Origin of the sequence: Tractidigestivibacter sp. (assembly GCF_050946515.1) — a bacterium.
In the GTDB taxonomy this organism is placed as follows: domain Bacteria; phylum Actinomycetota; class Coriobacteriia; order Coriobacteriales; family Atopobiaceae; genus Tractidigestivibacter.
Genome location: NZ_JBMNUX010000004.1, coordinates 158,869 through 184,513, shown reverse-complemented (window position 1 = coordinate 184,513; position 25,645 = coordinate 158,869). Strand labels below are relative to the sequence as shown.

Annotated in this window: 25 protein-coding genes, 1 tRNA gene and 1 CRISPR repeat array; of the genes, 17 read left to right on the top strand and 9 right to left on the bottom strand. The window is 61.4% G+C overall.

Annotation, left to right across the window (positions count from 1 at the left end; all coding sequences use genetic code 11):
* A CRISPR array of direct repeats spans positions 1–300; the repeat unit is 32 nt; unit sequence GTCGCGCCCCTCGCGGGCGCGTGGATTGAAAC.
* 109 nt (positions 301–409) lie between these two features.
* The 15 genes from ACOYJL_RS04145 (at position 410) to ACOYJL_RS04075 (ending at position 14,543) form a co-directional block, all read left to right on the top strand.
* Positions 410–670 carry a hypothetical protein gene (locus tag ACOYJL_RS04145; RefSeq protein ID WP_433568953.1) on the top strand — a complete coding sequence of 87 codons (261 nt, stop codon included), beginning with the start codon at positions 410–412 and terminating at the stop codon, positions 668–670.
* A gap of 117 nt (positions 671–787) precedes the next feature.
* The gene (locus ACOYJL_RS04140) at positions 788–1,066 is read left to right on the top strand and encodes a hypothetical protein (protein WP_433568952.1); all 279 of its coding nucleotides are present in this window, start codon (positions 788–790) and stop codon (positions 1,064–1,066) included.
* Positions 1,067–1,136: 70 nt separating this feature from the next.
* Positions 1,137–2,723, top strand: coding sequence for a helicase HerA-like domain-containing protein (locus tag ACOYJL_RS04135; protein WP_433568951.1), 1,587 nt, complete (start codon positions 1,137–1,139; stop codon positions 2,721–2,723).
* A 156-nt stretch (positions 2,724–2,879) separates the two neighbouring features.
* The gene (metG, locus tag ACOYJL_RS04130) at positions 2,880–4,490 is read left to right on the top strand and encodes a methionine--tRNA ligase (RefSeq protein WP_433568950.1); all 1,611 of its coding nucleotides are present in this window, start codon (positions 2,880–2,882) and stop codon (positions 4,488–4,490) included.
* Complete coding sequence (gene rsmA / locus ACOYJL_RS04125) at positions 4,491–5,351, top strand: 16S rRNA (adenine(1518)-N(6)/adenine(1519)-N(6))-dimethyltransferase RsmA (RefSeq protein WP_433568949.1); 861 nt, start codon at positions 4,491–4,493, stop codon at positions 5,349–5,351.
* On the top strand, positions 5,341–6,363 hold the full coding sequence (locus ACOYJL_RS04120) for a TatD family hydrolase (protein WP_433568948.1): 1,023 nt from the start codon (positions 5,341–5,343) through the stop codon (positions 6,361–6,363). The genes rsmA and ACOYJL_RS04120 overlap by 11 nt, the downstream gene beginning before the upstream one ends.
* 123 nt (positions 6,364–6,486) lie before the next feature.
* A complete protein-coding gene (locus ACOYJL_RS04115; RefSeq protein ID WP_433568947.1) occupies positions 6,487–7,191 on the top strand; it encodes a ComF family protein in 705 nt (234 codons plus the stop codon).
* A 516-nt stretch (positions 7,192–7,707) separates the two neighbouring features.
* Positions 7,708–8,298 (top strand): ribosome hibernation-promoting factor, HPF/YfiA family, encoded by a 591-nt coding sequence (hpf, locus tag ACOYJL_RS04110; RefSeq protein WP_433568946.1) that lies wholly within the window; start codon positions 7,708–7,710, stop codon positions 8,296–8,298.
* Positions 8,299–8,318: 20 nt separating this feature from the next.
* On the top strand, positions 8,319–9,434 hold the full coding sequence (locus ACOYJL_RS04105) for a DegV family protein (RefSeq protein WP_433568945.1): 1,116 nt from the start codon (positions 8,319–8,321) through the stop codon (positions 9,432–9,434).
* Between the two features lie 18 nt (positions 9,435–9,452).
* Positions 9,453–10,514 carry an NAD(P)-dependent oxidoreductase gene (locus ACOYJL_RS04100; RefSeq protein ID WP_433568944.1) on the top strand — a complete coding sequence of 354 codons (1,062 nt, stop codon included), beginning with the start codon at positions 9,453–9,455 and terminating at the stop codon, positions 10,512–10,514.
* A 35-nt stretch (positions 10,515–10,549) separates the two neighbouring features.
* Positions 10,550–11,332: an NYN domain-containing protein gene (locus ACOYJL_RS04095; protein ID WP_433568943.1), complete on the top strand. Its 783-nt coding sequence runs from the start codon at positions 10,550–10,552 to the stop codon at positions 11,330–11,332.
* Between the two features lie 16 nt (positions 11,333–11,348).
* Complete coding sequence (locus tag ACOYJL_RS04090) at positions 11,349–11,942, top strand: hypothetical protein (protein WP_433568942.1); 594 nt, start codon at positions 11,349–11,351, stop codon at positions 11,940–11,942.
* A gap of 144 nt (positions 11,943–12,086) precedes the next feature.
* A complete protein-coding gene (locus tag ACOYJL_RS04085) occupies positions 12,087–13,073 on the top strand; it encodes a hypothetical protein (RefSeq protein ID WP_433568941.1) in 987 nt (328 codons plus the stop codon).
* A gap of 113 nt (positions 13,074–13,186) precedes the next feature.
* Positions 13,187–14,377, top strand: a complete 1,191-nt coding sequence (locus ACOYJL_RS04080) for a purine-nucleoside phosphorylase (protein ID WP_433568940.1) — start codon at positions 13,187–13,189, stop codon at positions 14,375–14,377.
* A 90-nt stretch (positions 14,378–14,467) separates the two neighbouring features.
* Positions 14,468–14,543, top strand: a tRNA-Thr gene (locus ACOYJL_RS04075).
* Positions 14,544–14,605: 62 nt separating this feature from the next.
* Here ACOYJL_RS04075 and ACOYJL_RS04070 read toward each other — a convergent pair.
* The 4 genes from ACOYJL_RS04070 to ACOYJL_RS04055 are packed head-to-tail and all read right to left on the bottom strand — an operon-like array spanning position 14,606 to position 18,009.
* Positions 14,606–15,403, bottom strand: a complete 798-nt coding sequence (locus ACOYJL_RS04070) for a BtpA/SgcQ family protein (RefSeq protein WP_433568939.1) — start codon at positions 15,401–15,403, stop codon at positions 14,606–14,608.
* 54 nt (positions 15,404–15,457) lie between these two features.
* Positions 15,458–17,074 carry a PTS system mannose/fructose/sorbose family transporter subunit IID gene (locus ACOYJL_RS04065; RefSeq protein ID WP_433568938.1) on the bottom strand — a complete coding sequence of 539 codons (1,617 nt, stop codon included), beginning with the start codon at positions 17,072–17,074 and terminating at the stop codon, positions 15,458–15,460.
* Between the two features lie 30 nt (positions 17,075–17,104).
* Positions 17,105–17,590, bottom strand: coding sequence for a PTS system mannose/fructose/N-acetylgalactosamine-transporter subunit IIB (locus ACOYJL_RS04060; protein ID WP_433568937.1), 486 nt, complete (start codon positions 17,588–17,590; stop codon positions 17,105–17,107).
* The gene (locus tag ACOYJL_RS04055; protein ID WP_433568936.1) at positions 17,587–18,009 is read right to left on the bottom strand and encodes a PTS sugar transporter subunit IIA; all 423 of its coding nucleotides are present in this window, start codon (positions 18,007–18,009) and stop codon (positions 17,587–17,589) included. The genes ACOYJL_RS04060 and ACOYJL_RS04055 overlap by 4 nt, the downstream gene beginning before the upstream one ends.
* Before the next feature lie 221 nt (positions 18,010–18,230).
* Between ACOYJL_RS04055 and ACOYJL_RS04050 the strand changes: the two genes are divergently transcribed.
* Positions 18,231–19,040, top strand: coding sequence for a MurR/RpiR family transcriptional regulator (locus ACOYJL_RS04050; protein WP_433568935.1), 810 nt, complete (start codon positions 18,231–18,233; stop codon positions 19,038–19,040).
* 42 nt (positions 19,041–19,082) lie between these two features.
* Here the strand turns inward: ACOYJL_RS04050 and yaaA are convergent, their stop codons facing one another.
* From yaaA to ACOYJL_RS04030, 4 genes are all read right to left on the bottom strand, one after another.
* On the bottom strand, positions 19,083–19,883 hold the full coding sequence (gene yaaA / locus ACOYJL_RS04045) for a peroxide stress protein YaaA (RefSeq protein ID WP_433568934.1): 801 nt from the start codon (positions 19,881–19,883) through the stop codon (positions 19,083–19,085).
* Positions 19,884–19,939: 56 nt separating this feature from the next.
* Positions 19,940–20,734 carry an amino acid ABC transporter ATP-binding protein gene (locus ACOYJL_RS04040; RefSeq protein ID WP_433568933.1) on the bottom strand — a complete coding sequence of 265 codons (795 nt, stop codon included), beginning with the start codon at positions 20,732–20,734 and terminating at the stop codon, positions 19,940–19,942.
* 16 nt (positions 20,735–20,750) lie between these two features.
* Complete coding sequence (locus ACOYJL_RS04035) at positions 20,751–21,965, bottom strand: amino acid ABC transporter permease (RefSeq protein WP_433568932.1); 1,215 nt, start codon at positions 21,963–21,965, stop codon at positions 20,751–20,753.
* A gap of 70 nt (positions 21,966–22,035) precedes the next feature.
* Positions 22,036–22,983, bottom strand: a complete 948-nt coding sequence (locus tag ACOYJL_RS04030) for a transporter substrate-binding domain-containing protein (RefSeq protein ID WP_433568931.1) — start codon at positions 22,981–22,983, stop codon at positions 22,036–22,038.
* Between the two features lie 227 nt (positions 22,984–23,210).
* On the opposite strand from ACOYJL_RS04030, the gene ACOYJL_RS04025 reads away from it, so the two are divergent.
* On the top strand, positions 23,211–24,224 hold the full coding sequence (locus ACOYJL_RS04025; RefSeq protein ID WP_433568930.1) for a DUF362 domain-containing protein: 1,014 nt from the start codon (positions 23,211–23,213) through the stop codon (positions 24,222–24,224).
* 129 nt (positions 24,225–24,353) lie between these two features.
* On the opposite strand, the gene ACOYJL_RS04020 is transcribed toward ACOYJL_RS04025, so the two are convergent.
* Positions 24,354–25,259 carry a carbon-nitrogen hydrolase family protein gene (locus ACOYJL_RS04020; RefSeq protein WP_433568929.1) on the bottom strand — a complete coding sequence of 302 codons (906 nt, stop codon included), beginning with the start codon at positions 25,257–25,259 and terminating at the stop codon, positions 24,354–24,356.
* Positions 25,260–25,645: the final 386 nt, after the last annotated feature.

The window sequence follows — 25,645 nt, the reverse complement described above, 5'->3', positions numbered from 1 at the left end:
GTCGCGCCCCTCGCGGGCGCGTGGATTGAAACTCCCATGGTTGCGAGGGAATCGTTGAGTGCAAGAGGTCGCGCCCCTCGCGGGCGCGTGGATTGAAACTACAGCGGCGACGCCGGCACTGGGGTCACGCTCGCGTCGCGCCCCTCGCGGGCGCGTGGATTGAAACGACGTGAGCGACGGCGCGGTGTCGGCGATCCGCCCGGTCGCGCCCCTCGCGGGCGCGTGGATTGAAACAGCTAAACAAGGGTCATGCGAGCGGGCAATACGCGTCGCGCCCCTCGCGGGCGCGTGGATTAGCTGCCCAGGCGGCTCGAGATGCCCCCTGCAAAGCCTGTCAGGAGGCCATGGAAGAAGCGCCATAGACAATCTCACGGCATCATGGAGGTTACGGTCATGGATTAGGACTCTGATGGAGCAGTACAGGGACAAGCGAACGATTACGAGCCTTGGCGACGTTGCGAGGGAGTGCCCGTTCTGCGGGGGCACCGACATATGCCTCGTCGAGAGGAAGGTCAACGGCGTCGGCGCGACGTACTACGGCGTGAGGTGCGTGAGCTGCCACGCAAACATCGAGTCGTGCTTCTTCGAGCGCCCATGGGACGCCATCAACGCCTGGAACGGCGGGGACGAGGGGCGCTACTGCGACCGGGTGCACCCCGACGAGCAATAGGGAGGCAACCTTGTTCGAGCGAACCGGGCATTAGTCAATCTTTAGGATGTGCGGGGTACAGTCCTCTCAAGCCGGGCGGACAGACGCCCGTCCAGCATTCTAGAGAGAGGATTCGCCATGCTCGGCATCATCGTGATAGTCCTTCTGGTTGCGTTGCTCATCGGTGCCATCCGCAGGTTCATGTGGGGCGGCTGGGGCTCCGGCTGGGGCTGGGGCGGTCCCGGCATGTGGGGCGGCGGCTGGGGCGGCCCCGGCATGTGGGGCGGAGGCTGGCGTCGCGGTCCTCGCGATGACATGCGCGGCCCCGGCGGCCCTGGCGACAGAGGTCCTGGCGGCCGTGACGGTGGTCGCGATGGCGGAGGTCGCGCAGGCGGCGGCCCTGGTGGCCCTCGCTAGCAGCCTTTTCAGGCGCGCCGACGGCTCTGAGCAGCCGCGGCGCGCTTTTCTTTGCGGGGCTGGGGCTAGAATGTCTTCAGCCAACTGCGAGGAGGACCCCACCATGCTCGACAACGACGCAATTCTCGTCGCCCAGGGCGACAAGCCCTGCCGCCTGCTCCTTAACCAGGCAAACCGCCACGGCCTTATCGCCGGAGCGTCAGGCACGGGCAAGACCGTCACGTTCAAGGTCATGGCGGAGGGCTTCTCGGAGGCAGGCGTGCCGGTGTTCATGGCCGACGTGAAAGGAGACGTCACAGGTCTAGCCCAGGCAGGCGAGCCAAGCGAGGGCCTCTCGCGGCGCATGGAGAGCTTGGGTCTCGACCCCGCCGCGTTCAAGTTTTCTGCCTCTCCCGTGCGCGAGTGGGACATGCTGGGCGACGGCGGCATCCCCGTGCGCGTGACGGTATCCGACATGGGCCCCGTGCTGCTCTCAAGGCTCCTCGGCCTCACCGAGGTGCAAAGCGGCGTGCTCGACATAGCCTTTAGGGTGGCAGACGACAAGGACCTGCTGCTCATTGACCTCAAAGACCTCCGCTCGATGCTGAGCTACGTCTCAGAGCACGCAAAGGAGTACCGCGCGACGTACGGCAACGTCTCGTCGCAGTCCGTCGGCGCCATCCTCCGCCGGCTGATCTCGGTGGAAGACCAGGGCGGGGACGTCTTCTTTGGCGAGCCCGCGCTTGACCTTTCCGACTGGTTCCAGTGCGCTCCTGACGGGCGTGGCTACGTGAACATCCTGAACGCCACCAAGCTCGTGCAGAGCCCGCAGGTCTACGCGATGTTTCTGCTGTGGATGCTGACGACGATCTACGAGCGCCTGCCCGAGGTGGGGGACCTCGACAAGCCCAAGTTCGTCTTCTTCTTTGACGAGGCGCACCTGCTGTTTGACGACATGCCCGAGGCGCTCACCGACAAGATCGTTCAGGTGGTGAAGCTCGTCCGCTCCAAGGGCGTGGGCGTCTACTTCATCACGCAGTCTCCCTCTGACGTCCCTGACGAGGTGCTGGCGCAGCTCTCCAACCGCGTCCAGCATGGTCTTCGCGCCTATACGCCCTCCGAGCAGAAGGCGGTCCGCGCGGCGGCAGCCTCGTTCAGGCCCAATCCCGCGTTTGACTCCGAGCAGGCGCTCGGCGAGCTTGGGACGGGCGAGGCGCTTATCTCGTTTCTCGACGAGGAGGGCCGTCCCAGCGTGGTCGAGCGGGCCAAGGTGCTTCCCCCGCAGTGCCGCATGGGCGCCGCGGACGCCTCCGTGATGAAGGAGGTGCTCTCGAGCCAAGCGCCTCTCATGGAAAAGTACGGCGCAGCCGTCGACCGCGAGTCGGCGTTTGAGCAGCTGAGCGCCCAAAGCGCGGTCGAAGCGGAGCAGGCTCGCCTGGCCGAGGAGCGCAAGCAGCTCGAGAAGGAGCGCGCCGCTCTCGAGAAGTCCAAGCAGAAAGAGGAGGCTCGCCGCCAGCGCGAGGAGGAAAAAGAAGAGGAGCGCCGCCAGCGCGAAGCCGAGAAGCAGCAGGAGCGTCAGCGCAAGCAGCTCGAGCGTGCTGCAGGCTCGATTCTGGGGACCTTTGGTCGCGAGGCCACGCGCCAAATAGTGCGCGGGATCTTCGGCACGCGCCGCTAGGGCTCATAAGCCCCGCACAATGTGCTGGGGTTTTGCGACAACGCTGGCTCGGGCTTCTCGCCTGCCCTCTAAGAGTACAATCTATTGGCTTACGTGCTGCGCGGAGGCGCGGCGCGTGGGAAATCGTGCCATCAGTCCGTCATGAGGAGTCAGTCAATGGCAGAGAAGCCTTCATATTTCATCACCACCCCCATCTACTACGTGAACGCGGCGCCGCACCTTGGCACCGCGTACTGCACCATGCTTGCCGACGTTCAGGCGCGCTATCGCCGCGCGGCCGGCTACGACGTCAAGTTCCTGACCGGCATGGACGAGCACGGCGAGAAGGTCGCCGAGGCCGCCGCAAACCATGGCATGACGCCCCAGGAGTGGTGCGACTCGCAGGCTCCGCTTTTCACCAACCTTTGGAAAGAGCTCGAGATCTCGAACGACGACTTCATCCGCACCACCGAGCCGCGTCAGCAGCATGCCGTCCAGTACCTGTGGGAGCGCATGCGCGAGAGCGGCTACCTCTACAAGGGCAGCTACGACGGCTGGTACTGCGTCCCAGAGGAGACCTACTTCACCGAGAACCAGGTGCGCAAGTCCGACGAGGAGAAGGGCACCCACGGCCAGCACCTCTGCCCCGACTGCGGCCGGCCCCTGGAGCGCGTGCAGGAGGAGTCCTACTTCTTCAAGCTCTCCGCGTTCCAGGACAAGCTGCTTAAGCTCTACGACGAGCATCCCGACTTCGTGCAGCCCGACTTCCGCATGAACGAGGTGCGCAGCTTCGTTGCGGGCGGCCTTCAGGACCTGTCCGTCTCGCGCACGAGCTTCGACTGGGGCATCAAGGTTCCCTTCGACGACAAGCACGTGACCTACGTGTGGTTCGACGCCCTCCTCAACTACGCCACGGCCGTGGGCTACAGCGACCCCTCGCGCGCCGAGGAGTTTGCGTACCGCTGGCCGGCTCAGTTGCACCTTGTGGGCAAGGACATCATCCGCTTCCACTGCGTGATCTGGCCCGCCATGCTGATGGCCATCGGCGAGGCGCTTCCCGAGCACGTCTTTGCGCACGGCTTCCTCACGGTGCGCAATCCCGAGACCGGCCAGGCGGAGAAGATGTCAAAGAGCCGCGGCAACGCCATTGCTCCGCAGGACGTCGTTGACCTGCTCGGCGTCGAGGGGTATCGCTACTACTTCATGACCGACGTCATCCACGGCGAAGACTCCGCGATCAGCTACGAGCGCATGGAGCAGGTCTACAACGCCGACCTTGCCAACAGCTGGGGCAACCTGGTTTCTCGCACGCTGAACATGAGCGCCAAGTACTTTGACGGAAAGACGCCCGAGGTCCCCGAGGGCTGGGCAGGCAAGCCTGGCACGCTGCATGGCATCGCCGAGGGCATCGAGGGTCGCTACGCCAAGTGCATGGAGCGCCTTGACTACGCGGGAGCCAAGGATGTCGTCATGGAGCTCGTCCACGCGGCGAACCACTTCATCGAGGACTCCGCCCCCTGGGCCGTGGCCAAAGATCCCGCCCGCAAGGACGAGCTTGCCGACATCATCCTGTCGCTTCTCGAGTCCATCCGCATCTGCGCGCATCTCTTTGAGCCGTTCATGCCCTCGACCTCGACCGAGGTGCTGCGTCGCCTTGGCCTTGAGGACGAGGCCTCGACCGACGACCTCGCGGGCGCCTGCGTGTGGGGCGGCATCCATGGAGGCGTGCCCGTCGCCAAGGGCGAGGCGCTCTTCCCGCGACTGAACACGAAAAAGGCTGCGAAGTAAGTGGCTTCCGTAAACTCCAGGCTCGCGTCGCCTACTGCGACGCGAGCCGTCCTTGAGCGCTTTGGCCTTGCCACCAAGCACCGGCTGGGGCAGAACTTCCTGGTAGACGACAACGTTATCGGGCGCATCCTGGCGCTTGCTGAGCTTTCGCCGGCCGACGCCGTGCTTGAGGTGGGGCCCGGCATTGGAACGCTGACCGTCGCTCTTCTGCCTCGCTGCGGCCGCGTCATCGCCGTGGAGGCAGACCGCGAGCTCGAGCCCGTGCTCGCCGAGACGTGCGCGCAGGACTCCGAGCGCCTGACGCTTGTGCTTGGCGACGCGCTGCGCGTGGTGCCCGACGGCCTTCCCGGGGGCTCCGCCCCCAACAAGTTCGTCGCGAACCTGCCCTACCAGGTGGCCGCCACGCTGATCTTGCAGGTGTTCCAGCGGCTGCCGAGCGTTCAGCGCGCCGTTGTGATGGTGCAGGCGGAGGTCGCCGACCGCATCTGCGCCGCCCCCGGCTCAAAGACGTATGGCGCCTACACTGCAAAGCTGGCGCTTCTCGCCCGTCCGACCGGTCGCTTCGAGGTGGCGCCCGGCTGCTTCATGCCGCCGCCGCACGTGAACTCGGCGGTCGTCAGGCTCCAGAGGGCGCCGCTCGAAGGAGCGACCGAGCGCACTTCGCGCGTGATCGATGCGGCGTTTGCCCAGCGCAGGAAGACCATCCGCAACTCCATGACCTCCGCTGGCTTCGAGAAGGGCGCGCTTGACGCGGCCTTTGCGCAAGCGGGGATTGCGCCTGGCTGCCGCGCTGAGACGCTCTCGCCGGCTGACTTCGTGCGGCTTGCCGCAGCTTTGGGGGATGAAGCTCATGCCCAATGAGCCCATCTGCCTGGATGCCCTCACGCTCGAGGACGGGCAGCTGTTCCACGACAAGAAAGGCCGTCCGCGCGAGCTTCCGCGCGCGCTTGCCCCGCTTGCAGACAGCCATGGGCATCTGACGAGCTTTCGCGGACGCGACGCCTCTGCCGCCATCTGCCGGGCCGCCTTGGCGGGCGTCCGGCTTCTGGTGGTCCCGGTTGACCCCGTGGACGAGATCCCGCGCAAGTTTGCGAGCCCCGCGGCATATCTTGACTGGATTAACCGGCAGGTCGACGAGGCGGCGCGTCTGCTCGACCAGTGCGCGAGCCGCGGGCTTGTCCCGCCCGTTCCCCTTGGGTGGGAGGGTGTAGATCTTCCGGACCTCGTTGACAACGTGCATATTGTTGCTGGCGTGCACCCGTACGGGGCAGACGCGTTCGACGATGGGGCCATTGCACGCTTGGAGGAGCTCCTTTCCAGCCCTCGCTGCGTCGGGGTGGGGGAGATTGGCCTTGACTTTGGTCCCTACAACGAGCTTGGCGCGAGCGTGCAGGAGGAGGCGTTCCGAAAGCAGCTGGACATCGCCGGCGAGCATGGCCTGCCGGTCGAGCTGCACATTCGCGATGGCGTAGAGGAAGACGACCACTCGGCCCGCGAGCTTGCCGTCCGCGTGCTCTCTGATTGCGGCGTCCCCGCGGCTGGCTGCGACCTGCACTGCTTCACCGACGGCCCCGAGGTCATGCGGCCGTTCGTTGAGCTTGGCTGCTACATCGCCTTTGGCGGCGCAGCCACGTTCAAGCGTTCCGGCGACATCCGCGCAGCTGCTGCCGCTTGTCCCACTGACCGCCTGCTCTCAGAGACCGACTGCCCCTACATGGCGCCGGTGCCGCTTCGTGGCGAGGAGTGCGAGCCTGCCATGGTGGCGTTCTCTGCCGCTTGCGTCGCGCATGAGCGCGACGTGGCGGGCACGTCTGGCCCGGCCGCGACGTATCGGGCGTTTTGGGAGAACGCCTGCGCGCTCTTCTCGCTATGAGCCCCTTGCCTTGAAGGCCCGGCTCCACGTTCGCTTGTGGTCGCTGTGCTACCATCGGTTGAATCGAGGCGACCCCCGTCCACGAGCTGGAAGGGGGTCGCTGTGCGTATTGGGGCATCTAGCGTGGCGGATGCGTTCGCCGAGCTTCTTTGGCCCACGCGCTGCGTCTTTTGCGAGATGCCTGGCGAGCTTCTTTGCGAGAAGTGCCGCGCCTCTCTGCCGTGGATCTGCCAGCGCTGGGCGTGCCCCGACTGCGGCGCGCCGTTTGGCTACCTCACCTGCACCGAGTGCGAGCATGACTGGGAGACGCGCACGGTGATCTGCTCGATGGGGTTTTCCGGCGCGCCAGCGCGCATGGTCTCATGCCTGAAAGACGCACATGAGCTGCGGCTTGCCCCCGTCATAGCGGCAGCAATGGCCACGTCGCTCGACGAGGCGTCTTCTTGGCCGGCCCGGGATGGCTGCGCTCGCTTTGACCCCTCGGCGATTGACGCGCTCTGCTTTGTTCCTGCCACGCCAGCTGCATATGCGAGGCGTGGCTTTGACCACATGGAGCTCGTGTCCTGTGCTCTCGGCCGCGAGCTGGGACTTCCCGTGGCGGACGTGCTTGCGCGCCGCGACGCCAAAGACCAGCGCGCCCTTGGCAAGAAGGACCGTGCGGAGAACCTGGCGGGAACCGTCGAGGTGGTGGACGACGTGGCCGGCCTTGACCTGCTTCTGGCCGACGACGTGGTGACGACAGGGACCTCGATGCGCGAGTCGGCTCGCGCCCTTCTCGCCCGTGGCGCGGCGTCAGTCACCGGCTGCGCGCTCGCACGCGTGTGGTGATGTGGCTCTAGCGGCTTTTTTCGCAAGCACTCTCACTATCTTCGCTGCTAGGACGTATAATCCCTTCGTTCCACCTAGGTCTGTGGTTGCGGGCGCGACGCGCGCCCTAGTCCATGGCAGACGAGGCCAAAGGGATCCACGTAAGCTGGCGGGTGCGCCTGCCTGCGATCATGGTTCGTCCTAGAAGTAAGCCGCACCGTCCGTCTAACAAACAAAGAGGCATCCGGCCTCGCGGGCGAGAGGGTTTCAAGTTGCGGGGCCGTGCAGCCCCTCAAGCGAAGGCCCCAGTGCGCGAGTGTGGGGTCAAAAACCAGGTCAGCTGGGTGGGACGCTCTTTTCCGGAGCTCTTCTCGCAAGGTGCCTGAGCCGCGCGCAAGCCTCCGCACGTCCCGTGGAATCTCTACGTCTGCCGCAACGCCGGCCGCAGCGGGCTTGCATTTGGGTATCACATTATTAACGGCTGCCCTGACGCTGCCTTTTCGTCAGACGCGGCGTGGCTATCGTAAGGAGGCACGTATGGTTGACATCAAGATCTCGGGCCGCAAGGTCACAGTTTCTGACTCTCTCCGCCAGCATGTTGAGGAAAAGATTGGCGACGCCCTCAAGGTCTTCGATATTTCTCCTATGACCTGCGACGTTGTGCTGCGCGTTGACAAGAACCCCTCTAATCCAGAAAGAAAGGCTTGCGAGGTCACGGTATTTGTCCGCAAGAACGTCGTGCGCGTTGTTGCAAGCTCTGATGACATGTATGCCGCCATCGACGAGGCCGCCGACAAGGTATCCCGCCAGCTTCGCAAGTACAAGACCCGCATCATCGACCGACGTCAGCGCGCGCAGGTTCCGCACCCGCCCGCTGCGAGCGCCGACGAGCTCGCGTCGTTGATTCAGCCCTCCGCAGAAGAGCTGGACGAGGACGATCGCCTCGTGCGCGAGAAGTACGTTGAGTTCACGCCAATGAGCGAGGAAGAGGCGCTGGTCCAGACCGACCTGCTCGGGCATGATTTCTATGTGTTCACAAATGCCACAACTGGGCTCGTTAACGTCATCTACCATAGAAAGAATGGCGGATACGGCATTATCAAGCCGAAGATTGAAGAGCAGCAATAGCATCAACGGCGGGAGAGTACATGGCTAACGAGAACGACCCCATCGACGCCAACAATACCGGCGCCGCGGCAGACGCTGACGCTTCCAACAAGGCGGAAGACAATGAGAAGAGCAGCGCCGCGCACGCGGCGCCGTTTGTAGCAAAGCCCTACCACCAGCCCAGCAACGTAAAGATCATCGTCGACTCGACGGCCGACTACGCGCCGGGCATCCCCGAGCAGCTTGGCATCGAGGTCATTCCGTTTACGTACGTGGGCCCCGACGGCGAGCACGTGGATGACATGTGGAAGACCCAGGATCCCCACGAGTTTTACGAGAACATGCGCAAGCATCCCGACATGCATTACACGACCGCTGCAGTAACGCCGGGGCGCTACCTTGAGATTTTCGAGAAGGCAGCCCAAGAGGGCAAGCCCACCATCTACATGGGGCTTCCCGAGGGTCTTTCGTCCTCGATTAACAATGCGCGCCAGGCGGCCGAGATAGTCCGCAAGAACCATCCTGGCTTCGAGATCTACGTGCTGGACAACTGCTGCGACTCGGCTGCTGGCGAGCTTCTCGCCATCGAGGTTGTCAATCAGGCAGCAAAGGGCCTCTCGGCGCGCGAGCTCTACGAATGGGCCTCTGAGGCGCGCTACTTCATCCACGGCTACTTCACGCTGGAGAGCTTTGACGCGCTGGCGGCGGGCGGCCGCATTCCGCCTGCGGCGGCAAACGTAGGCGGACGCCTGGACATCAAGCCCGAGCTTTCCTATGACACCAAGGGCGCCCTCACGCTGCGTGGCATGTGCCGCGGTCGCAGGAAGGCCCTTCGCGCCATCATCCAGGACTTCCGCGACAACTACTCGCATGACCCATCGCTTCCTCTAGGAATCATGAGCGCCGATGCCGAGAAGGATGCCGACTGGCTTGAGAAGGAGATTCGCAAGGAGAAGGGCTGCGAGGACGTCACCATCATCCGCTCCTCGATCTCTCCCATCCTGGGGAGCCATGTTGGACCTGGCATGGTTGCCATGGTCTTTTGGGGCACAGATCGCCGCGAGAAGCTCTCGCTGGCTGATCGCATCGCCAAGCGCGTTCGCGGCAAGTCTGACGATCCGGACTCTGACGCCAGCGCCCCTACGAACAAGGAGTAATTGAAAGGAATCAACTGCATGAGCGTTTCTAGAAAGCCCAAGGTGGCCTTTATCGGCACCGGCATCATGGGTGCCCCCATTGCCGGCCACATTCTGGACGCCGGCTATGACCTCACGGTGCACAACCGCACAAAGTCAAAGGCCGATGGCCTTGTGGCAAAGGGCGCCCATTGGGCCGACACTCCTGCCGATGCCGCCAAGGATGCCGATGTCGTGTTTACGATGCTCGGCTATCCCTCCGACGTCGAGGACGTCTACCTCACGACCAACGGGCTTTTGCGCGCAACAAAGAAGGGTGCCTACCTGATTGACCTCACGACCTCGTCGTCGCAGCTTGCCCATGACATATACGAAGCTGCGGAGATTGACGACAAGCACGCCTTTGACTGTCCTGTTACGGGCGGCGAGGACGGCGCCATTGCCGGAACGCTTACCTTGATTGCCGGAACCGACGAGAAGACCGCGGCTCCCGTACTGCCGATTCTTCAGACCTTCTCTAGCAAGATCTACTACATGGGCGGAGCCGGCAAGGGCCAGACCACCAAGCTCTGCAACCAGGTGTCGCTTGCCGCTTGCATGATTGGCTATGCCGATGCCATCGCGCTTGCAGAGCAGAGCGACGTAGATGTCTCCCAGATGCTCGACGTGGTGAGCCATGGCATGGGCGGCTCGGTGGCGCTCGAGCGCTTGGCCCCGAAGTCCGTCGCTGGCGACTACAAGCCCGGCTTTCTCTCAGAGCACCTGCGCAAGGACATCGGCCTTGCGCTTTCTCAGGCAGAAGACCGGGGCATTACGCTTCCAGGCGCCGAGACGGCGTTCACCCTGTACGACATGCTCTGCCAGATTGGCGGAAAGCGTATGGGAACGCAGGCAATCACCCTGCTCTATCAGGAGGAGGCAACTGCCGCCGCAGCCGGTCTCGACTGGTCGCTCTTGGATGCCGAGAGCATTGTGAAGGGCGACGAGGACGACGATGGCAAGAGCAACCACAAGGATGGCTGCGAGTGCGGCCATGACCATGGCAATGGCGAGTGCTGCCATCACCATGACCACAAGGGCGATGTAGCCAGCAACAACTAGCTTGGCCTCGTCCGAAAGGAGAATTGCACACACGCATGAATGGAAATGAAACCCCGCAGAGCTCCATTGCGGTGTTCATCGACTATGAGAACCTTGCGCTTGGAACCGGCAAGCGCAAGAAGAACGGCCACCAAGAGCCCGGTCCCGCTCCCGACGTCAAGCTCATCCTCGAGCGGCTGGTTGACAAGGGACGCATCACGGCCAAGCGCGCATATTGCGATTGGCAACGCTTTGATACGGCGGTGACCCCTCTGCACGAGCTGGGGATCGAGCTCATCGAGATTCCTGACCGTGCCTATACTGGCAAAAACTCCGCCGACATTCGCCTGGCGGTCGACGCAGTAGAGATGTGCCTTACGAAGGAGCACATCGACACCTTTGCCATTCTGTCGGGAGACTCGGACTTCTCGCCGCTCGTCTCAAAGCTCAAGGAGTTCGGCAAGACCGTCATTGGCGTAGGCATGAAAGCTTCAACCAGCACGCTTCTCGCCGAGGTCTGCGACGAGTTCATCTTTTATGAGGACCTCTCGCGCGGCTCGGGGATTCCGGACTTCTCGACCAAGGTGCCGAAGGAGAAGCAGGACTGCTACCAGCTGCTCTTTGAGACCATCGATGCCCTGCAGCGCGAGAGCGACAGCTTTATTCTTGCATCTCGTCTGAAAGATACGATGCGTCGCAAGCGCCCGCAGTTTTCAGAGGCTTCTTATGGGTATCGTTCCTTTACTGCCCTGATTCGCGAGGCGGCGAAGCTCGGCTTTATCGACATTCACCAAGACCCCAAGAGCGGCACTGTTGTTGTCGACGGGTTCTGCGAGTAAGAAAGGGAGTTGCAAAATGGCAGACGAAAGCGAGAACGACGCTGCGAGCGAAAAGGCCATTGCAGCGCTTGTGGAGGGACTGTCGTCGCGGAGCAGGCGTACGCGCCAAGAGATGTCCCACCAGCTTGCAGCCGTGGCAAAGGCGAACCCCAGCGCGCTGTGCGACTACGTGGACCAGCTGGTTGACGCGCTCGACCGTCCCGAGGCGCAGACTCGCTGGGAGGTTCTGGACGCGCTCTCAGAAATGGCAGACGAGTATCCAGACCAGGTTGCCGGGGCGTTCGATGGCGCCGAGGCGTCCCTGTTTGACGATGACTCGGCAACGGTCCGCCTGGCGGCCTTCCTGTTCTTGTGCCGCGTGGGAGCGACTTCCGAGCAGCGCTCCGACGCTGCGTGGTCGCTTCTGGACGAGGCCGTTCAGTGCTATCACGGAGACGCCGAGTATCGAGACATGCTGGCAGGGCTTCTCGCCTTTGCAAACGGCACCATCTCCAAGAAGACTGCCAAGAGCTTGGTAGACAGGATGTCGTTTGATGCCGAGCATGGCAACGGATACACAAAGGAGTACTCCGAGCAGATCGTTGCTGCGGCGAAGCCCAAGACAAAGTAGGTTACTTGCAGCTTTGTAGTTCGCGTTCGTCTCTCACGCGTTGATTGGATGACGCTTGGGGGACGAACGCATGTCTGCGTTAGAATGGCAGATGCTCTGTACGTTTTGCCATGCGCCCGAGGGCGCTGGGCCGAAAGGTGAGGTATGGCTGACACCGAAAAGAAGGACGAAAAGAAGGATGAGTCAATAGAGACTCCTGACGATTCCTCCAAGAAGCCCGAAAAGGATGACAAGAAGGACGAGAAGAAGCCAGAGAAGAAGGCCAAGGAGCCTCGCGAGAAGAAGCCTGCGAAGTCCGCTGGTCCTCGTAAGAGCCTGTCCAACGCAGTCTGGATCATCATTTGCGTGGTCGCTCTTGTCGGCGGCATTCTGATTGGTCACTTCCTGATTGGCTCCTCGAGCACCTCCGTTGGAACTACTACGGTCGAGGAGTCTGCGCTGGACGACTCCATCGCTACCTACACGTATAACGGCAAGACCACTTCCGTTACTACTCGCGAGGTTCTCGAGCAGAACGGCGACGTCTCCGAACAGGCTAACGACGACGGAACCTACACCGTGCCTTCCGCCGACACCATCATTAGCTACATCCGCAACGAGATCGTGCTGCAGGCTGCTGAGGACCAGGGCATTGACGCCTCCGACGACGAGGTCGACTCGTATGCCACCAGCACGCTGGGCACCTCCGACTACGCCACCATCGGCTCCAACTACGGCTTGAGCGAGGACGCCACCAAGGCGCTTCTGAAGGACGCCACGATCATGAAGAAGCTTCGTGACACCGTGGTCACCACCGAGGTTCCCGACGCGCCCTCTGCTCCTTCGACCCCCGAAGACGGCAACGAGGACACCGCAAGCTCCGAATACGCTCAGTACATCATCGAGCTTGCTGGCGACGAGTGGGATTCCGAGAACAACACGTGGGCACGCACTGACGGCGAGTACTACTCCGCCCTCTCTACCTACGACATCTCGAACGACTCTGCCACCTATGCTGCAGCCGAGCAGGCCTACTACGTTGCCTACTCCGACTACTCTACCGCTTCGAGCGAGGCCTCGTCCGAGTGGACTGCCTACGTTAACTCGCTTCTGGACGCCTCCACCGTCCAGATCAACACGCTGGCTGTCTAGCCGCTGGCCAAGCGTTTGCTTGCGGGGGATGGGGCGCCTGCCTTGTCCCCCGCTTTTCATAGGTCGACGACACGGCACTCGAGGCAAGGCCTTGCTTGAGAGAGGTGACGTTCATGCGTGCAATCGTGAGCGCGTGTCTTCTAGGTGCGCCTGTGCGCTACGACGGGGGCTCCAAGCTCAATGCAGCCGTGGCAGAGCTTGCAAGCAAGCTCGAGGTCATACGCGTCTGCCCGGAAGGCTCCTCGGGGCTGCCGGTTCCCAGGCCTCCTGCCGAGCAACGGGACGGGCGCGTGTGGCTTCAGGACGGCACCGACGTGACCTTGCAGTTCGAGCATGGCGCTGACATTGCGTTTGAAGCGGCCCGAAGGTCTGGCGCGCCGCTTGCCGTACTGAAGGCAAAGAGCCCGTCTTGCGGAGTCCATCTCATCTACGATGGGACATACACTGGTCGAGTGATCAAAGGCGAAGGCGTGCTGGCTCGTCGCCTTGAGAAGGAGGGAATCTGCGTGGTTACCGAGAAGACCGTCGAATCCTGCAAGCCGTCCGTCGAGCATCCAGTTGCCATCGTGCTGGGCAGCGGTCTTGGCCATCTGGGGCAGCTTGTTAAGCCTGTCCGCCGCATTGACTATCACGACATCGAGGGCTTTCCGCAGTCGGCGCGCCCCATTGCCGGGCACAGCTTTGAGGCTACGGTCGGCTCCATCGACGACGTACCCGTTATTGTCTATCCGGGGCGCATCCACCTGTATCAGGGCTACTCGGCAGCTGAGGTGACCTCGCTCGTTCGCCATGCCTTTAGGCTTGGGTGCCGCGACATCATCTTTGCCTGCGCAACCGGGGCCGTTCCGGGCAATGCCCATAAGGGTCTTGGCATCATCACGGACCAGATTAATTTGACGGGGAGAAACCCGCTGGCCGACTGGGACGAGCTCCGTGACGTTGACACGCCGTTCGTGGACATGAGCACGGCATATTCTCCCTACCTGCGCACCATCGCCCGCGGCGTGGCAGACGATTTGGGCATCGCCGTCGAGGAGGGCGTGCTCGCTGGCGTCCTTGGACCCAGCTTTGAGACCCCTGCCGAGGTGGCCGCGCTGGGCAAGCTCGGCGTGTCCTACACGGGCATGTCTACGGTCAACGAGGTCATCATGGCGCGGGCCTTGGGCATGAACGTGCTGGGGCTGACGCTTGCCGCTAACGACGCCGGAGCGGCTGACACGACGCACGAAACGGTTCTTGCGGAGGCAAAGAAGCATGGCTCGGATTTCGAGAGCCTTGTCCGTGGCGTGCTCCACCTTCTGTAGAAGCACGTAAGTGTTGGTGGATTTAGGATTGACGCTTGAAATGCGGGCGCGTCACCCGTATAGTTACTTCTGCTGTTGGAAAAGCAGCGTGCCAGCATAGCTCAGTTGGTAGAGCACCGCTCTCGTAAAGCGGGGGTCATCAGTTCGAGTCTGATTGCTGGCTCCAGCGAATGCAAAAGGCCGGAAGGGTTTCTCGCCCTTCCGGCCTTTCTTGTTGCTGGCTTGCGGCTACTTCTTTGCTGCGGCAATGAACGCTTCTGCGCGCGCACGGTCGACCGGGTTCCAGAGCACCCCGTCTACCTTGATGCTCGTGCCGACGATGACGCCATCGGCGTGGGGGAGAAGCTTGCCGATGTTGTCGACGGTCCCGCCGCTGCCGATGAGGATTGGGACATCGGGGAACTTGCGCTTGAGCTCTGCGATGTGCGATTCCTCGGGCGGAAGTCCTGCGTGCGCGCCGCCAAAGAGGGCGCCTGCGATGGGCATGTTCGGCACGGCCGCGTCGAGCATCTGCTCGCTCGTGCGCGTGTCAAGGCAGGTGCCCGCATGCGGCTCGAAATACGTGTAGACGCGCACGTCATCGGCGCCAATTGCGTGGCGGTAGCGGAAGATCTCGCCGGGCTGGAAGCTCTGGTGGCCAAAGGTGCCCTCGTAGGTGTTGGACACGTAGGTGCGGACGAACTTTGCGCCAATTGCCTTTGCGACTGCGATGGTTGCGATGGGGTCAATGAGCACGCCGCAGCCATACGGAACGTCAATGACCGACGCGACTTCCGTTGCAATGCGAACGTAGTTGGCCACGACCTCGGGCCCTACGGTGGTCAGATAGGGGCGGTCGCCCTCGTTGGCGAACACGACGGCGTCAAATCCCGCGTCTTGCAGAATCTTTGCCTCGCCCTTCAGGCGCTTGATCTGGTCCTCAAGGGTCACGTTGGGATCTGCGAAGGGCGTCCCTGGCAGCGCCTGCATATGGAGGCACCCAATGACCGGCTTGTCTGTGCCAAAGGTTTCGCGATGTTTATCCATCAACTCCGACATTCTTGATCCTTTCGATGGTTCGTTTCTGATGCTGGCAGTTCGCTAGGAGAGGATTCCCAGCGGGGAGAGGACGCAGGCAATCAGGAACATAAAGATGATGATGGTCGTGGGCTTGGTGCCCTTCTTGATGAAGTGGTAGGTGACAAGGAAGGCAACGAGCGGGAGCAGGCCCGGAAGGATGGTGTCGAAGATTGACTGGAGCTCGATGGTGCCCGTGGAAAGCTCGAAGGTCAGCGGGCAGGTAATGGGGATGACTGTTGCGACGAGGCAGCCAAGAACCATCGTGCCCATGGCGCCGAGACCCTCGGTCAGCTGCTTGACGAGGCCCCCCGACAGAAGCTTCGTTACGGCGTTCTTGCCCAGGCGATAGCCAGAGTTGAAGCAGAAGTAGCCAACGCCCAGCGCGTAGACGGAGAACAGGACAATAAGCAGGATGGGTCCAAAGGCACTGCCAGCAGAGGCAAGGCCAATGGCGATGGAGAGCAGGACGACCTTCACGAGGCTCTGGGTCACGGAGTCGCCGATGCCGGCCATGGGGCCCATCAGCGCGGTCTTGAGGTTGTTCTCCATGTCGTCGTCGATCTCAGCACCGTTGGCCCGCTCTTCCTCCATAGCGGCGATGATGCCGGGGATGATGGCGCCCCAGGTGTTCTCGGTGTTGAAGTAGGCCATGTGGCGAGTGAGGCCGGCGGCAATCTTCTCGGTGTCGTCGCCATAGAGGTCCTTCAGGACAGGAATCATGCAGTGGGCAAAGCCGAGGCCCATCATGCGCTCGTAGTTATAGCAGATCTGAGCCCAGCACTGCCAGTTCCACCAGCACTTGCGAAGGGCCTTCTTGGAGAGGTGCTTCTTGCCGTCATCGGATGCTGCGGGCTGCTCGTCGCCCTTTGCAAGCGAGAGATCATCGAGAGAGGTGCCGTCCTTCTGTGAGGTATAGATGAGGTGCAGGATTCCAGCCGCTGCGCCAAGGATGGCGATGGGCATGGTGCCCAGGCCGAGATAGGCGGAAAGCGCAAAGCCGATAAGGAAGAACGGGATGAGCGAGGACTTGAACAGCACGCTCGCGAGCATGGCAAGTCCAAGGGCCGGGATGAGGTGGCCAGCGAGCGAAAGGATGGAGGTCACCTGAGTCGGGATAACGTTCATCAGAGACTCGAGAGCGCCAGAGCCGAAGACGACGCAGAGGAATGAGGGGATAAAGTAGGTGAGGAACGGGAAGATCTGGGACGCAAAGAGGTTCATTGCAGCAACGCCACGGGTGTCTCCCTTTGCGGCGTACTGGTCAGCCTTGTGCACCCAGATGGAGTTGAGAGACATCTTCACGTTGAAGCTGAGAAGGCCGAGCAGACCAATGGGGACTGCGATGGTCAGGCCGACTGACGGGTCGGCGCCTGCGTACATGGTCATTGCCACGCCAAGGTATCCGGCGAGGGCATAGTCGCTGGGCAGCGACCCGCCGATTGCGACCATGCCGATGTAGGCCATCATGACGGTGGAGCCTACCTGGAGCCCGTACGATACGTCGCCAAGGAGAAGGCCGTCGACAAGGCCGGCTACGAGGGGAGCGCCAAAGTAGACGGACCAGCGCAGCCACATTGGAGCTGCGGTAGCCGAGTACCATGCGCACAGAGCGATGATGAGTGCTTGAAATACCAGCATGTGTTTTTCACCCCTACCAATTGGAACTAACTATTTGATTGCGTCGCCGGCCGATACGCGCGGGTCGGTGTAAAGCATCTGCAGAAAGACGTTCACCCCCAATTTGCCAAGAGCGTTGACCTGCTCCTTCTCTTGTTCGGACAGAAACACGTTCTTCGTGACCTGGGTCCTTCCAGGAATCGAACCAAGATTTCCGAGGTTCAGCTCCTGCATGGGATGGCTGGTGTCTTTCAGCGCTTCTGCAAGCGCGAGGGCTGAGGGGATGGTCTTGAAGAGCAGCATTGTGTTTTGCTGGCTCGTGTCGCTTTCGAGCTTCGTGACTGTTTCCGAGACGGGGAGAATGTCTATCTCGAGACCTGAGGGAGCAGACATTACCAAGACTTGCTTCATGAAGTCGTCGGCAGCGAGCTTGTCATCCACGACCACGATTCTTTTGAGTTGAAGGTGCTTTGACCACGAGGTCATGATCTGCCCGTGTACCAGGCGCTCGTCTACCCTGCATGCAACAACGTTCATGCGTTACCTCCCGATTCGACGCCGTTTCCCATACCTTTGATTGACTGCCTTGCTGCATCAATGGCCACTTGCGAGCCTTGCGCGGGAGTCAGCCCGTCTCGCTCGGCAATTACCTCGAGAAGCATCCCAAGGTTGAGACCGCACACCACCTCGACGGGGCACCCAGTCGCCTCATGCGCTGCTCGAGCTGCTGTAAGAAACGGGCTGCCTCCAAGGATGTCGCACAAGATCAAGACGCCGCCGCTTGGTCGAGAGCGCTCTATCGCTGAGCAAATTGTTTCGTAGAGCTCATCAACGCTCTCTCCGGGGACGAACCCTATCGCGGACACTCCTTCTCCGAGGTCTCCGTAGAGCATTTGGGCTGTGGCAATCATCTCTGAGCCAAGGTGCCCATGCGTAACGACAAGGACTTCAAACATTACGACCTCCCACTCCTCCGTCGCTGCATGAACCATCCTAATACTATGTGAAACATCTATTCACATAGTATTAGGATGAACTATCCCAAACGGATGGTTTTCACCCGTGAGCGTTGATCATTCAGCATTTTATATGGGATAACGTGGAGAAACGAGCACTCCCGGAATTCGGGAGATAGAATGATTATTGGATGACATATTCAGCCATAGGACGTGATGACATGGACGCTTTCAGGCAGATTGACCTTCACTACGGCGAACTGACCGCGACTGAGCAGAAGGTCGCAGACGCCGTGAGGGAAGATCCCGAGTCTTTTCTCCAAAGCACTTCGACCATGGTCGCCAAGCAGGTTGGCGTGTCTCAAAGCACCGTGAGCAGGTTTTGCCAAAAGGTCGGGTACGAAAGCTTCTCTGACTTTCGGATGAACCTCATGGTCTCGCTTTCGGCCAACACTCCTCGGAAAAAGGACGAGAAGCAGGGCGATCCGATTGACTATCTGTGCAACATGATCCGAGCGACTGACGAGTCTCTGAAGAAGGGGACCATCAAAGCCCTTGCGGAGGAGATTGTCGAGGCACGTATCGTGTATACGACGGGCGGGGGGCTTTCGTCTGCCCCCGCAGAGGCCCTTTCCCTTGAGCTTCTGAAGTACAACATTCCGTCGCTATATATCCCAACCGGCCAAGAGATGATACAGATGCACGTTGCCGACGCGCGCGACCTCGTCATCATCTTCTCCTCGAAGAACGATACGCAAAGGATGCTGCTCAACGTGCTGCATGAGACGGCGGCGTCTCGGCGGCCGAAGACGGTCATGGTGGCGCACATCCCCACGCACCCCTTGAGGAAGCTTGTCGACGAGTTCATCGTGCTGCCCACGTGGCAGACAGAGCGCTATCCGGTCTACATCGAGCCCATGACCTCAATGCTTGCCTTCACCAGCATCCTGATGTTCGGCATCTCCTCTCTTTCGGAGCGCGATCCAGAGGTGTTGCCTCCAATCGTGAACGGCAAGCGGCTGCATTCATAGCTCGTAGTCAATTACGCACCGCTCCGGGATGCCGCCGGTGCCTCAGCTTTCCCGCACAAAGACGAGGCGCGTCTCGCTTGAGTTCGCCTCGCTGAGCTTGTAGCCGCGCTCGGCGAAGCCTCGAAGCTCGTCGGGAGTGCCCACGGCATGCTCAGCGCACCAGCGGGTCATGGTTCCGCGCGCGGCCTTTGCCTCGGTTGCCTTCTGGATGAGCCTTCCGTCGCTTGGGCGGATGGTGCCAAATAGGCACGTCACGACGGGGGTGCCGGCCCTCTGGGCGAAGGGCACCACTGCCTTTGCGTATTCGACGGATGCCAAGTTGACGATCGTGACGTCATTGTCCCTCGCGCTGGGATCATCGTCGGCAATAACGCGCTGGTAGAGCGTGCTGTCCCAGTACGAGTAGAGGTTGCGCGCGTTGCCGACGGAAAGTAGCGCTTGCATCTCAAGGCGATAGGGGACAACCCCGTCGAGTGGGCGGAGCACGCCATAGAGGCCTGACAAGACGCGAAGCGAGCCTTGCAGCCAGGCTATCTGGTCGTCTGTCATGACTTGGGGCGCCATGTGCTGGTACTGGATGCCCTCAAAGGCAAGGATTGCGGGCGTGAGAAGCGCGGGGTCTTGCTGCATGTCGGCCTCGAGCGTTCTCGTCCTGGCGTAGTTGAGCCGGGCAAGCTTGTCCGAGCAGCGCCAAAGCGCCTTTGACTGAGAAAACGACAGAGAGCCGAGCTGGTGGGCAAGGACGACTGCCCTGTTAAGCAAGAAGGGCGCCGCCGTTGCATAGGGCGGGCCCTCCACGATGTTCATTTTCTTTGCGGGCGAGACAATCAGCCGGATCCTCATGGCGCACCTCCGCAGAGATTCTACTTGAGCTGCCAGCCAATCTGCCGCCACGCGGGCTATTTTGTCCCGACCTCAGAGGGGTCGTCGTCAAGGTAACGGGCGAGGAACTCGCGCGTTCGGGCTTGCTTGGGATTCGAGAAGATCTGCGCTGGCTTGCCCTCCTCGGCAATGACGCCCTGGTCCATGAAGACGACCTTGTCGGAGACGTTCTTTGCGAATTCCATCTCGTGCGTCACGACGACCATGGTCATGCCGCCTGCCGCGAGGTCGCGCATAACGTTCAAGACTTCGCCGACGATTTCGGGGTCGAGGGCCGAGGTGGGTTCGTCAAATAGCATGATCTCGGGCTCCATGCACAGGGCACGGGCAATGGCCACGCGCTGCTTCTGGCCGCCGGAGAGCGTGTTCACGTCGGCGTTGATGAAGTCGGAGAGGCCGACGGCGGCGATGTTCTTGCGCGCCCGCTCCTCTGCCTCTTCTTTGGAGCACTTCTTCAGCGTGACGGGTGCCAGCGTGCAGTTGTCCATCACGTTCTTGTTGTTGAACAGGTTGAATCCCTGGAAGACCATGCCGATCTTCTCGCGTAGCGAATTGACGTTCACGTGCTCGCCGGCAAGGTCTTGCCCATGGAACCATACGTGGCCTGAGTCTGGCGTCTCAAGCAGGTTGATGCAGCGCAGAAGCGTCGACTTGCCAGACCCTGACGCACCGATTATCGTGACGACCTCGCCCTGCATGACGGACAGATTGATGTCTTTCAGGACAAGGTGAGCGCCAAATGACTTGCGAAGCCCCTCAACTTGGATGACCGGCTCTGAAGCCTGCGCGGTGCCGTCCTTCTCGTTTGCCATGTGTCTTGCTCCTTACCTACGCCTTGCTCACGGGGACGTCAGAGGTGCCCAGGACGGGGCCGGGCGCCTTTACCTCAAGCCGGTGCGAGAGCATGGTGAGCAGCTTTGAGGCGATTGCGGTCAATAGCAGGTAGACGAGGGCGGTCATCACGTATATCTCCATCTGCTTGTAGTAGATGCCGGCGATTGTGGTGGTGGCAAACATGAGGTCCACGACGCCAATCACGGAGAGAACCGACGAATCCTTGATGTTGATGACCAGCTCGTTGGAGAGCGCGGGGATTGAGTTCTTGATGCCTTGCGGGAAGACGACCTTGGACATGGCCTGCCACTGCGAGAGCCCGAGCGAGCGCGCCGCCTCGGTCTGGCCCTTGTCGACCGACTCGATGCCGCCGCGCAGCACCTCCATCATGTAGGCGGTGGAGTTGAGCGAGATGGTGGTCAGCGATGCCACGAAGGTCGACCAGATTCCGCCAATCTCGCTCACGGACATGCCCGTGCCGCGCAGCACCGAGTACCCGGCAAAGTAGATGATGAGGCCTTGGACCATCATGGGCGTGCCGCGGACGATCGTGGAGTAGATGCGAGCGAAGCCCTGGCCTATTACCTTCCAGAAGCGGATGAAGTCGTTGTCCTGGCGGTCAATCTGAAGCATCCGCAAGAACACCAGCAGAAGCGCGAGGAAGAAGGCGATGATCGTGCCGAAGAGCGCCAGCTCGATGGTAGTGATGATGCCCTGCAGGTAAACGGCGCGAGAGTTGTACACCATGTAGATGGTGCTCGCGAGGAAGTCCTGCGGGTTGGAGTCAAGCGCGATGCTAGAGGCGACGACGCTGCAAAGGCCGAGCACCCCGCGGTCAATGACAAAGATCGCGGCAATGACCCACACAAAATAGGAGCAAATGCGCTCGATGCGCATCGCTCGGGGCTTCTTGAAGGGGGAGGTGGCGGCGTAGTCGCGCCATTTGATGAGCTTGTTTACCAGCGCGACGAGCGAGATGACAACCCATGCCAGAAGGGCGTAGTACAGAACGCTCTCGACCGCATACGACGACGCAAGGATGCTCCAGTCCGAGTGGCGCTGGTTGCCGCACCAAAGGCCGACAAGCGCAATGACCGAGGTGCCGAGAAACACGTAGCGATGGTCAGCCAGGAAAAATCGCGCCAGCCGCCCATGCTTCTTCTGCCCCGTGGCCGCTGACGCTGCTGCTGTCTGGGTGCTTTCGCTCATGATTGCTGCTTCCTCCAAAACCTAAGACGGGGCGCCGAAGCGCCCCGCGCTGGTGCACTTTCTGCGCCCGCTACTCGGGCTGGCGAGCGTTGACCTCGTCCCAGTACTGCTGGCGCTCGTCCTGCGAGACGGAATTGATGACCTCGTTGATCGTGGCGAGGATGTCGTCCTGGCCCTTGGCGATGCCTGCGTTGATGGGCGCCGTCTCGCTGAACTCGACGACGTCTCCGTTCTCGTCGGTGATCTCCATGAGGTCGGGGTTGGCCGCAAGCAGGCCAGCGGCGTTCTCGACGTCGAAGGTGATGGCGTCGCAGGAGCCCTGGTTGACCTGCGAGAGCTGGGACGGGACGGAGTCGACCGGCGTCAGGTGGTTGACGCCCGGAATCTCGTCGATAACGGTGTCGAGCAGGGTGTCCTTCTGGCCGAGCACCGCAGCGCCTGAGAAGTCCTCAAGGCTGTGGGCGTCGGCGTACTCGGAGTCCTTGCGAACCAGAAGGCCGTAGTGACCCTCCCAATAGGGGTCAGAGAAGTCGATGGACTGGCGACGCTCGTCTGTTGCTGTCATGCCGCCGCAGATGATGTCGATCTGCCCCGAGGTGAGGGCGGAGATGAGGCCGGAGAAGCTCATCTTGCAGGCAATGGGCTCAAGGTCAAGCGCCTCGGCGATCTTCTTGGCGAAGACGATGTCGTAGCCATCTGCGTAGGCGCCGTCCAGACCGTCGACGGGGATGGTGTTCTCGGTCTCGGTGTCGGTCTGCCAGTTGTACGGCGGGTAAGCGACCTCCATGCCAACGCGCATCTTGCCGTCAGAGCCAAACGTCGAGGCGCTCGAGCTCGACGAGTCCGAAGAGTCGGTGCTGCTTGACGAGCTGTCGGTGGCGTCGGTCGACGGACCGCAGGCAGTCAGAAAAGTCATTCCGGCAACCGTAACCGCCGAGATTCCCGATGCCCTCAAGAAGTTGCGGCGGGAAAAGGCGTGGCCCTGCTCGCCAGCAGTGTTGTTCTCGTTCATGCTCATGTCATTCCTCCCTAATTGCGGGGCATTCGCGACAAATGCGCATGGATAACCCCAAACGTGGCTGAAGCTTACGCCACGATTTGGCCATGGCGGCAGCCGTCGGGAATGTTGATACATGGACGAAAAGAGCTTGGACGCTTTGCTGCAACAATTGGACGAGAAGCTGTGATTGTTGGAAAATGGAAAAAAGCTGTGCGGCTCGCGCCTGCACGATGAAGGAGGCAATCATGGCTGAGAAAAATCCAGTTCCCGGGACTTGCGGAAACGTCTATGTCCCCTATGACAAACGAAGCGGCAACGAGTCAATCGTGTATTTCACGCGCGACCTCTCTGCTTCTGGTCTTGAGCGGGCCTATGAGCAGGTTTCGGCCAACATTTTCGGCAAGGTGGCCGTCAAGCTCCATACGGGCGAGCAGCACGGCCCCAACATCATCCCTCGCTCGTGGGTGAAGGAGCTTCTCGAGAAGGACCTGCCCGACGCCACGATTGTTGAGACCAACACCTACTACGAGGGCGACCGCTACACCACCGAGCAGCATCTGGAGACCCTTCGCGTGAATGGCTGGACATTCGCGCCCGTGGACATCATGGACGAGGAGGGCACGGCTGACCTGCCCGTCAGGGGCGGAAAGTGGTTCGACCACATGACCGTGGGCTCCCACATGCTGGACTATGACTCGCTCGTGGCGCTCACGCACTTCAAGGGCCACACGCAGGGCGGCTTCGGCGGCTCCAACAAGAACCTGGGGATTGGCTGCGCCGACGGTCGCATCGGCAAGAAGATGATCCACACGCGCCCGGGCGAGGGCCAGTGGTCCATCTCGACCGAGGAGTTCATGGAGCGCATCAGCGAGTCGACCAAGGCGACGATCGACTACTTCGGTCGCCACGTGACCTACGTCAACGTGATGCGCAACATGTCCGTGAGCTGCGACTGCGAGGGCGTGAATGCCCAGCCGGTTGTGACGCCAAACGTGGGCATCCTCTCCTCGACCGACATCCTGGCGATCGACCAGGCGTGCGTCGACATCGTGTATGCCATGAGCGAGAAGCAGCACCACGACCTGGTGGAGCGCTTCGAGAGCCGCCATGGGCTTCGCCAGCTGACGTACATGAAGGAGCTTGGGATGGGCAACGACCGCTATGTGCTGATCGACCTCGATAATGGCGGCGAGCGCATCACGGCCGCCGATGCCGCCGCCAACCTTCCCGATGGCTTTGTGGACGACCACGCCGTGTAGCTGCTGGCGGCAGAGACGGGGAGCGAGAAACGCTGCTCGCGACCGCCTCTTTGCCTGTTAGAAGCGAAAGCCTCCCGGACGCCTCTTCAACGTCCGGGAGGCATTTTCTTGTCTCTGCTCGCTAAGGGGCTACTTGCCAAACGACTCGTCTGACATTGCGTCCTTCAGGAGCTTCTCGTAAACGTCGGGGCGCCAGTCGGTTCCCTCGACGGAGGGGTTGTACTTGTAGAGCATGCGGCTTGCCAGCGCCAGGTCGATCGTGGCGGTGTACATGGCCTCCTCGTCCGCGCCCTTGTCGGTCATCGCCATGCCGGCGTAGTAGTGCGGCGACCACGTCTTGACGCTCGGACCGAGGATGGACGAGCCGCCCCAGAAGTAGTTGTCCTTGTCCAGGCCTCCGAGGTTGGCCGAGACGATGAAGATGTTCTCGCGGTCGACGGCGGCGTGCAGGTTCTCGTCGGCATAGTGGTCGCCATGCGCATAGCAGATGGCGGTGGGGTTGAGGTACAGGCGCGCGCCCTTTGCGACGTAGTAGCGCATGAGCTCGGGGAAGCTGTAGGTGTCATAGCAAATGCCGATGCCGATGGGGCCCCACGGTGTCTGGAGCAGGCAGGGCTTGTCGCCGCGTGTTGCCCAATTGGGCTCAGGAGCGGGAAGGTGCAGCTTGTGGTAGCTGGTGATCGAGCCGTCGGGCGAGATGACCGCAAGCCCGTTGTAGACGATTGACGGGTCATCGTCGTCGAGGATGGGCATTCCGAAGATGACGTACATGCCGTACTTCTTGGCAATCTCAGCGACTGCCAGCGAGGAGGGACCGGGGACCTTCTCGGCGAGCTTGTGCTGCATCTTCTCGGCGACGGGCTTCTCGGGCTCGTCGTCATAGCCCGTCAGTGACATCTCGGGAAAGAGGATGAGGTCGCTTCCCTTCTTTCCAGCTGCTTCGACGTAGCCCTCGATGCGGTTGAGGTTGACTTCCTTGTTCCCCCAGATGGGGCGCAGGCAGACGGTCGACACAGTGATGATGTCCTTATACATGACGCATGCTCCTCTCGGATGCGAACCTGTTCGCTTCTGCGGACGCCTCAGAGTCTAGAGAGCGCCGCTTTCGCGTGTGTTATGCATGCGTTTCTCGAAATGAGTCATGACTGTTTCGGTTTGATGGCAATTGTTTTCGCGCTGTTACGGGGCTGGTGGCGGATGGTGTGGGGCTGCAGTCTGAAATATGGTCCGGAAATAATAAACACCGTGGCGCCAAACTGGGGTTACATCAGCGAAATACTCGCCGTCATGTTTATTAATCTGGGCCGGGAGCGATGCGGCTCCGAGCCGGGGGGATGCAGCCCTAAATTGGGGAAGTGTGGCGCAGTCGGCTTTCCGCTCCGCAATTAATAAACACCGCAACGCAAAACCCGGGTTGATTC

Bases quoted from the DNA above. Each gene is read 5' to 3' on its own strand.
- ACOYJL_RS04145 (WP_433568953.1), top strand. From the start codon at position 410: ATGGAGCAGTACAGGGACAAGCGAACGATTACGAGCCTTGGCGACGTT.
- ACOYJL_RS04140 (WP_433568952.1), top strand. From the start codon at position 788: ATGCTCGGCATCATCGTGATAGTCCTTCTGGTTGCGTTGCTCATCGGT.
- ACOYJL_RS04135 (WP_433568951.1), top strand. From the start codon at position 1,137: ATGTCTTCAGCCAACTGCGAGGAGGACCCCACCATGCTCGACAACGAC.
- metG (WP_433568950.1), top strand. From the start codon at position 2,880: ATGGCAGAGAAGCCTTCATATTTCATCACCACCCCCATCTACTACGTG.
- ACOYJL_RS04120 (WP_433568948.1), top strand. From the start codon at position 5,341: ATGCCCAATGAGCCCATCTGCCTGGATGCCCTCACGCTCGAGGACGGG.
- hpf (WP_433568946.1), top strand. From the start codon at position 7,708: ATGGTTGACATCAAGATCTCGGGCCGCAAGGTCACAGTTTCTGACTCT.
- ACOYJL_RS04105 (WP_433568945.1), top strand. From the start codon at position 8,319: ATGGCTAACGAGAACGACCCCATCGACGCCAACAATACCGGCGCCGCG.
- ACOYJL_RS04100 (WP_433568944.1), top strand. From the start codon at position 9,453: ATGAGCGTTTCTAGAAAGCCCAAGGTGGCCTTTATCGGCACCGGCATC.
- ACOYJL_RS04095 (WP_433568943.1), top strand. From the start codon at position 10,550: ATGAATGGAAATGAAACCCCGCAGAGCTCCATTGCGGTGTTCATCGAC.
- ACOYJL_RS04090 (WP_433568942.1), top strand. From the start codon at position 11,349: ATGGCAGACGAAAGCGAGAACGACGCTGCGAGCGAAAAGGCCATTGCA.
- ACOYJL_RS04085 (WP_433568941.1), top strand. From the start codon at position 12,087: ATGGCTGACACCGAAAAGAAGGACGAAAAGAAGGATGAGTCAATAGAG.
- ACOYJL_RS04080 (WP_433568940.1), top strand. From the start codon at position 13,187: ATGCGTGCAATCGTGAGCGCGTGTCTTCTAGGTGCGCCTGTGCGCTAC.
- ACOYJL_RS04070 (WP_433568939.1), bottom strand. From the start codon at position 15,403: ATGGATAAACATCGCGAAACCTTTGGCACAGACAAGCCGGTCATTGGG.
- ACOYJL_RS04065 (WP_433568938.1), bottom strand. From the start codon at position 17,074: ATGCTGGTATTTCAAGCACTCATCATCGCTCTGTGCGCATGGTACTCG.
- ACOYJL_RS04060 (WP_433568937.1), bottom strand. From the start codon at position 17,590: ATGAACGTTGTTGCATGCAGGGTAGACGAGCGCCTGGTACACGGGCAG.
- ACOYJL_RS04055 (WP_433568936.1), bottom strand. From the start codon at position 18,009: ATGTTTGAAGTCCTTGTCGTTACGCATGGGCACCTTGGCTCAGAGATG.
- ACOYJL_RS04050 (WP_433568935.1), top strand. From the start codon at position 18,231: ATGGACGCTTTCAGGCAGATTGACCTTCACTACGGCGAACTGACCGCG.
- yaaA (WP_433568934.1), bottom strand. From the start codon at position 19,883: ATGAGGATCCGGCTGATTGTCTCGCCCGCAAAGAAAATGAACATCGTG.
- ACOYJL_RS04040 (WP_433568933.1), bottom strand. From the start codon at position 20,734: ATGGCAAACGAGAAGGACGGCACCGCGCAGGCTTCAGAGCCGGTCATC.
- ACOYJL_RS04035 (WP_433568932.1), bottom strand. From the start codon at position 21,965: ATGAGCGAAAGCACCCAGACAGCAGCAGCGTCAGCGGCCACGGGGCAG.
- ACOYJL_RS04030 (WP_433568931.1), bottom strand. From the start codon at position 22,983: ATGAGCATGAACGAGAACAACACTGCTGGCGAGCAGGGCCACGCCTTT.
- ACOYJL_RS04025 (WP_433568930.1), top strand. From the start codon at position 23,211: ATGGCTGAGAAAAATCCAGTTCCCGGGACTTGCGGAAACGTCTATGTC.
- ACOYJL_RS04020 (WP_433568929.1), bottom strand. From the start codon at position 25,259: ATGTATAAGGACATCATCACTGTGTCGACCGTCTGCCTGCGCCCCATC.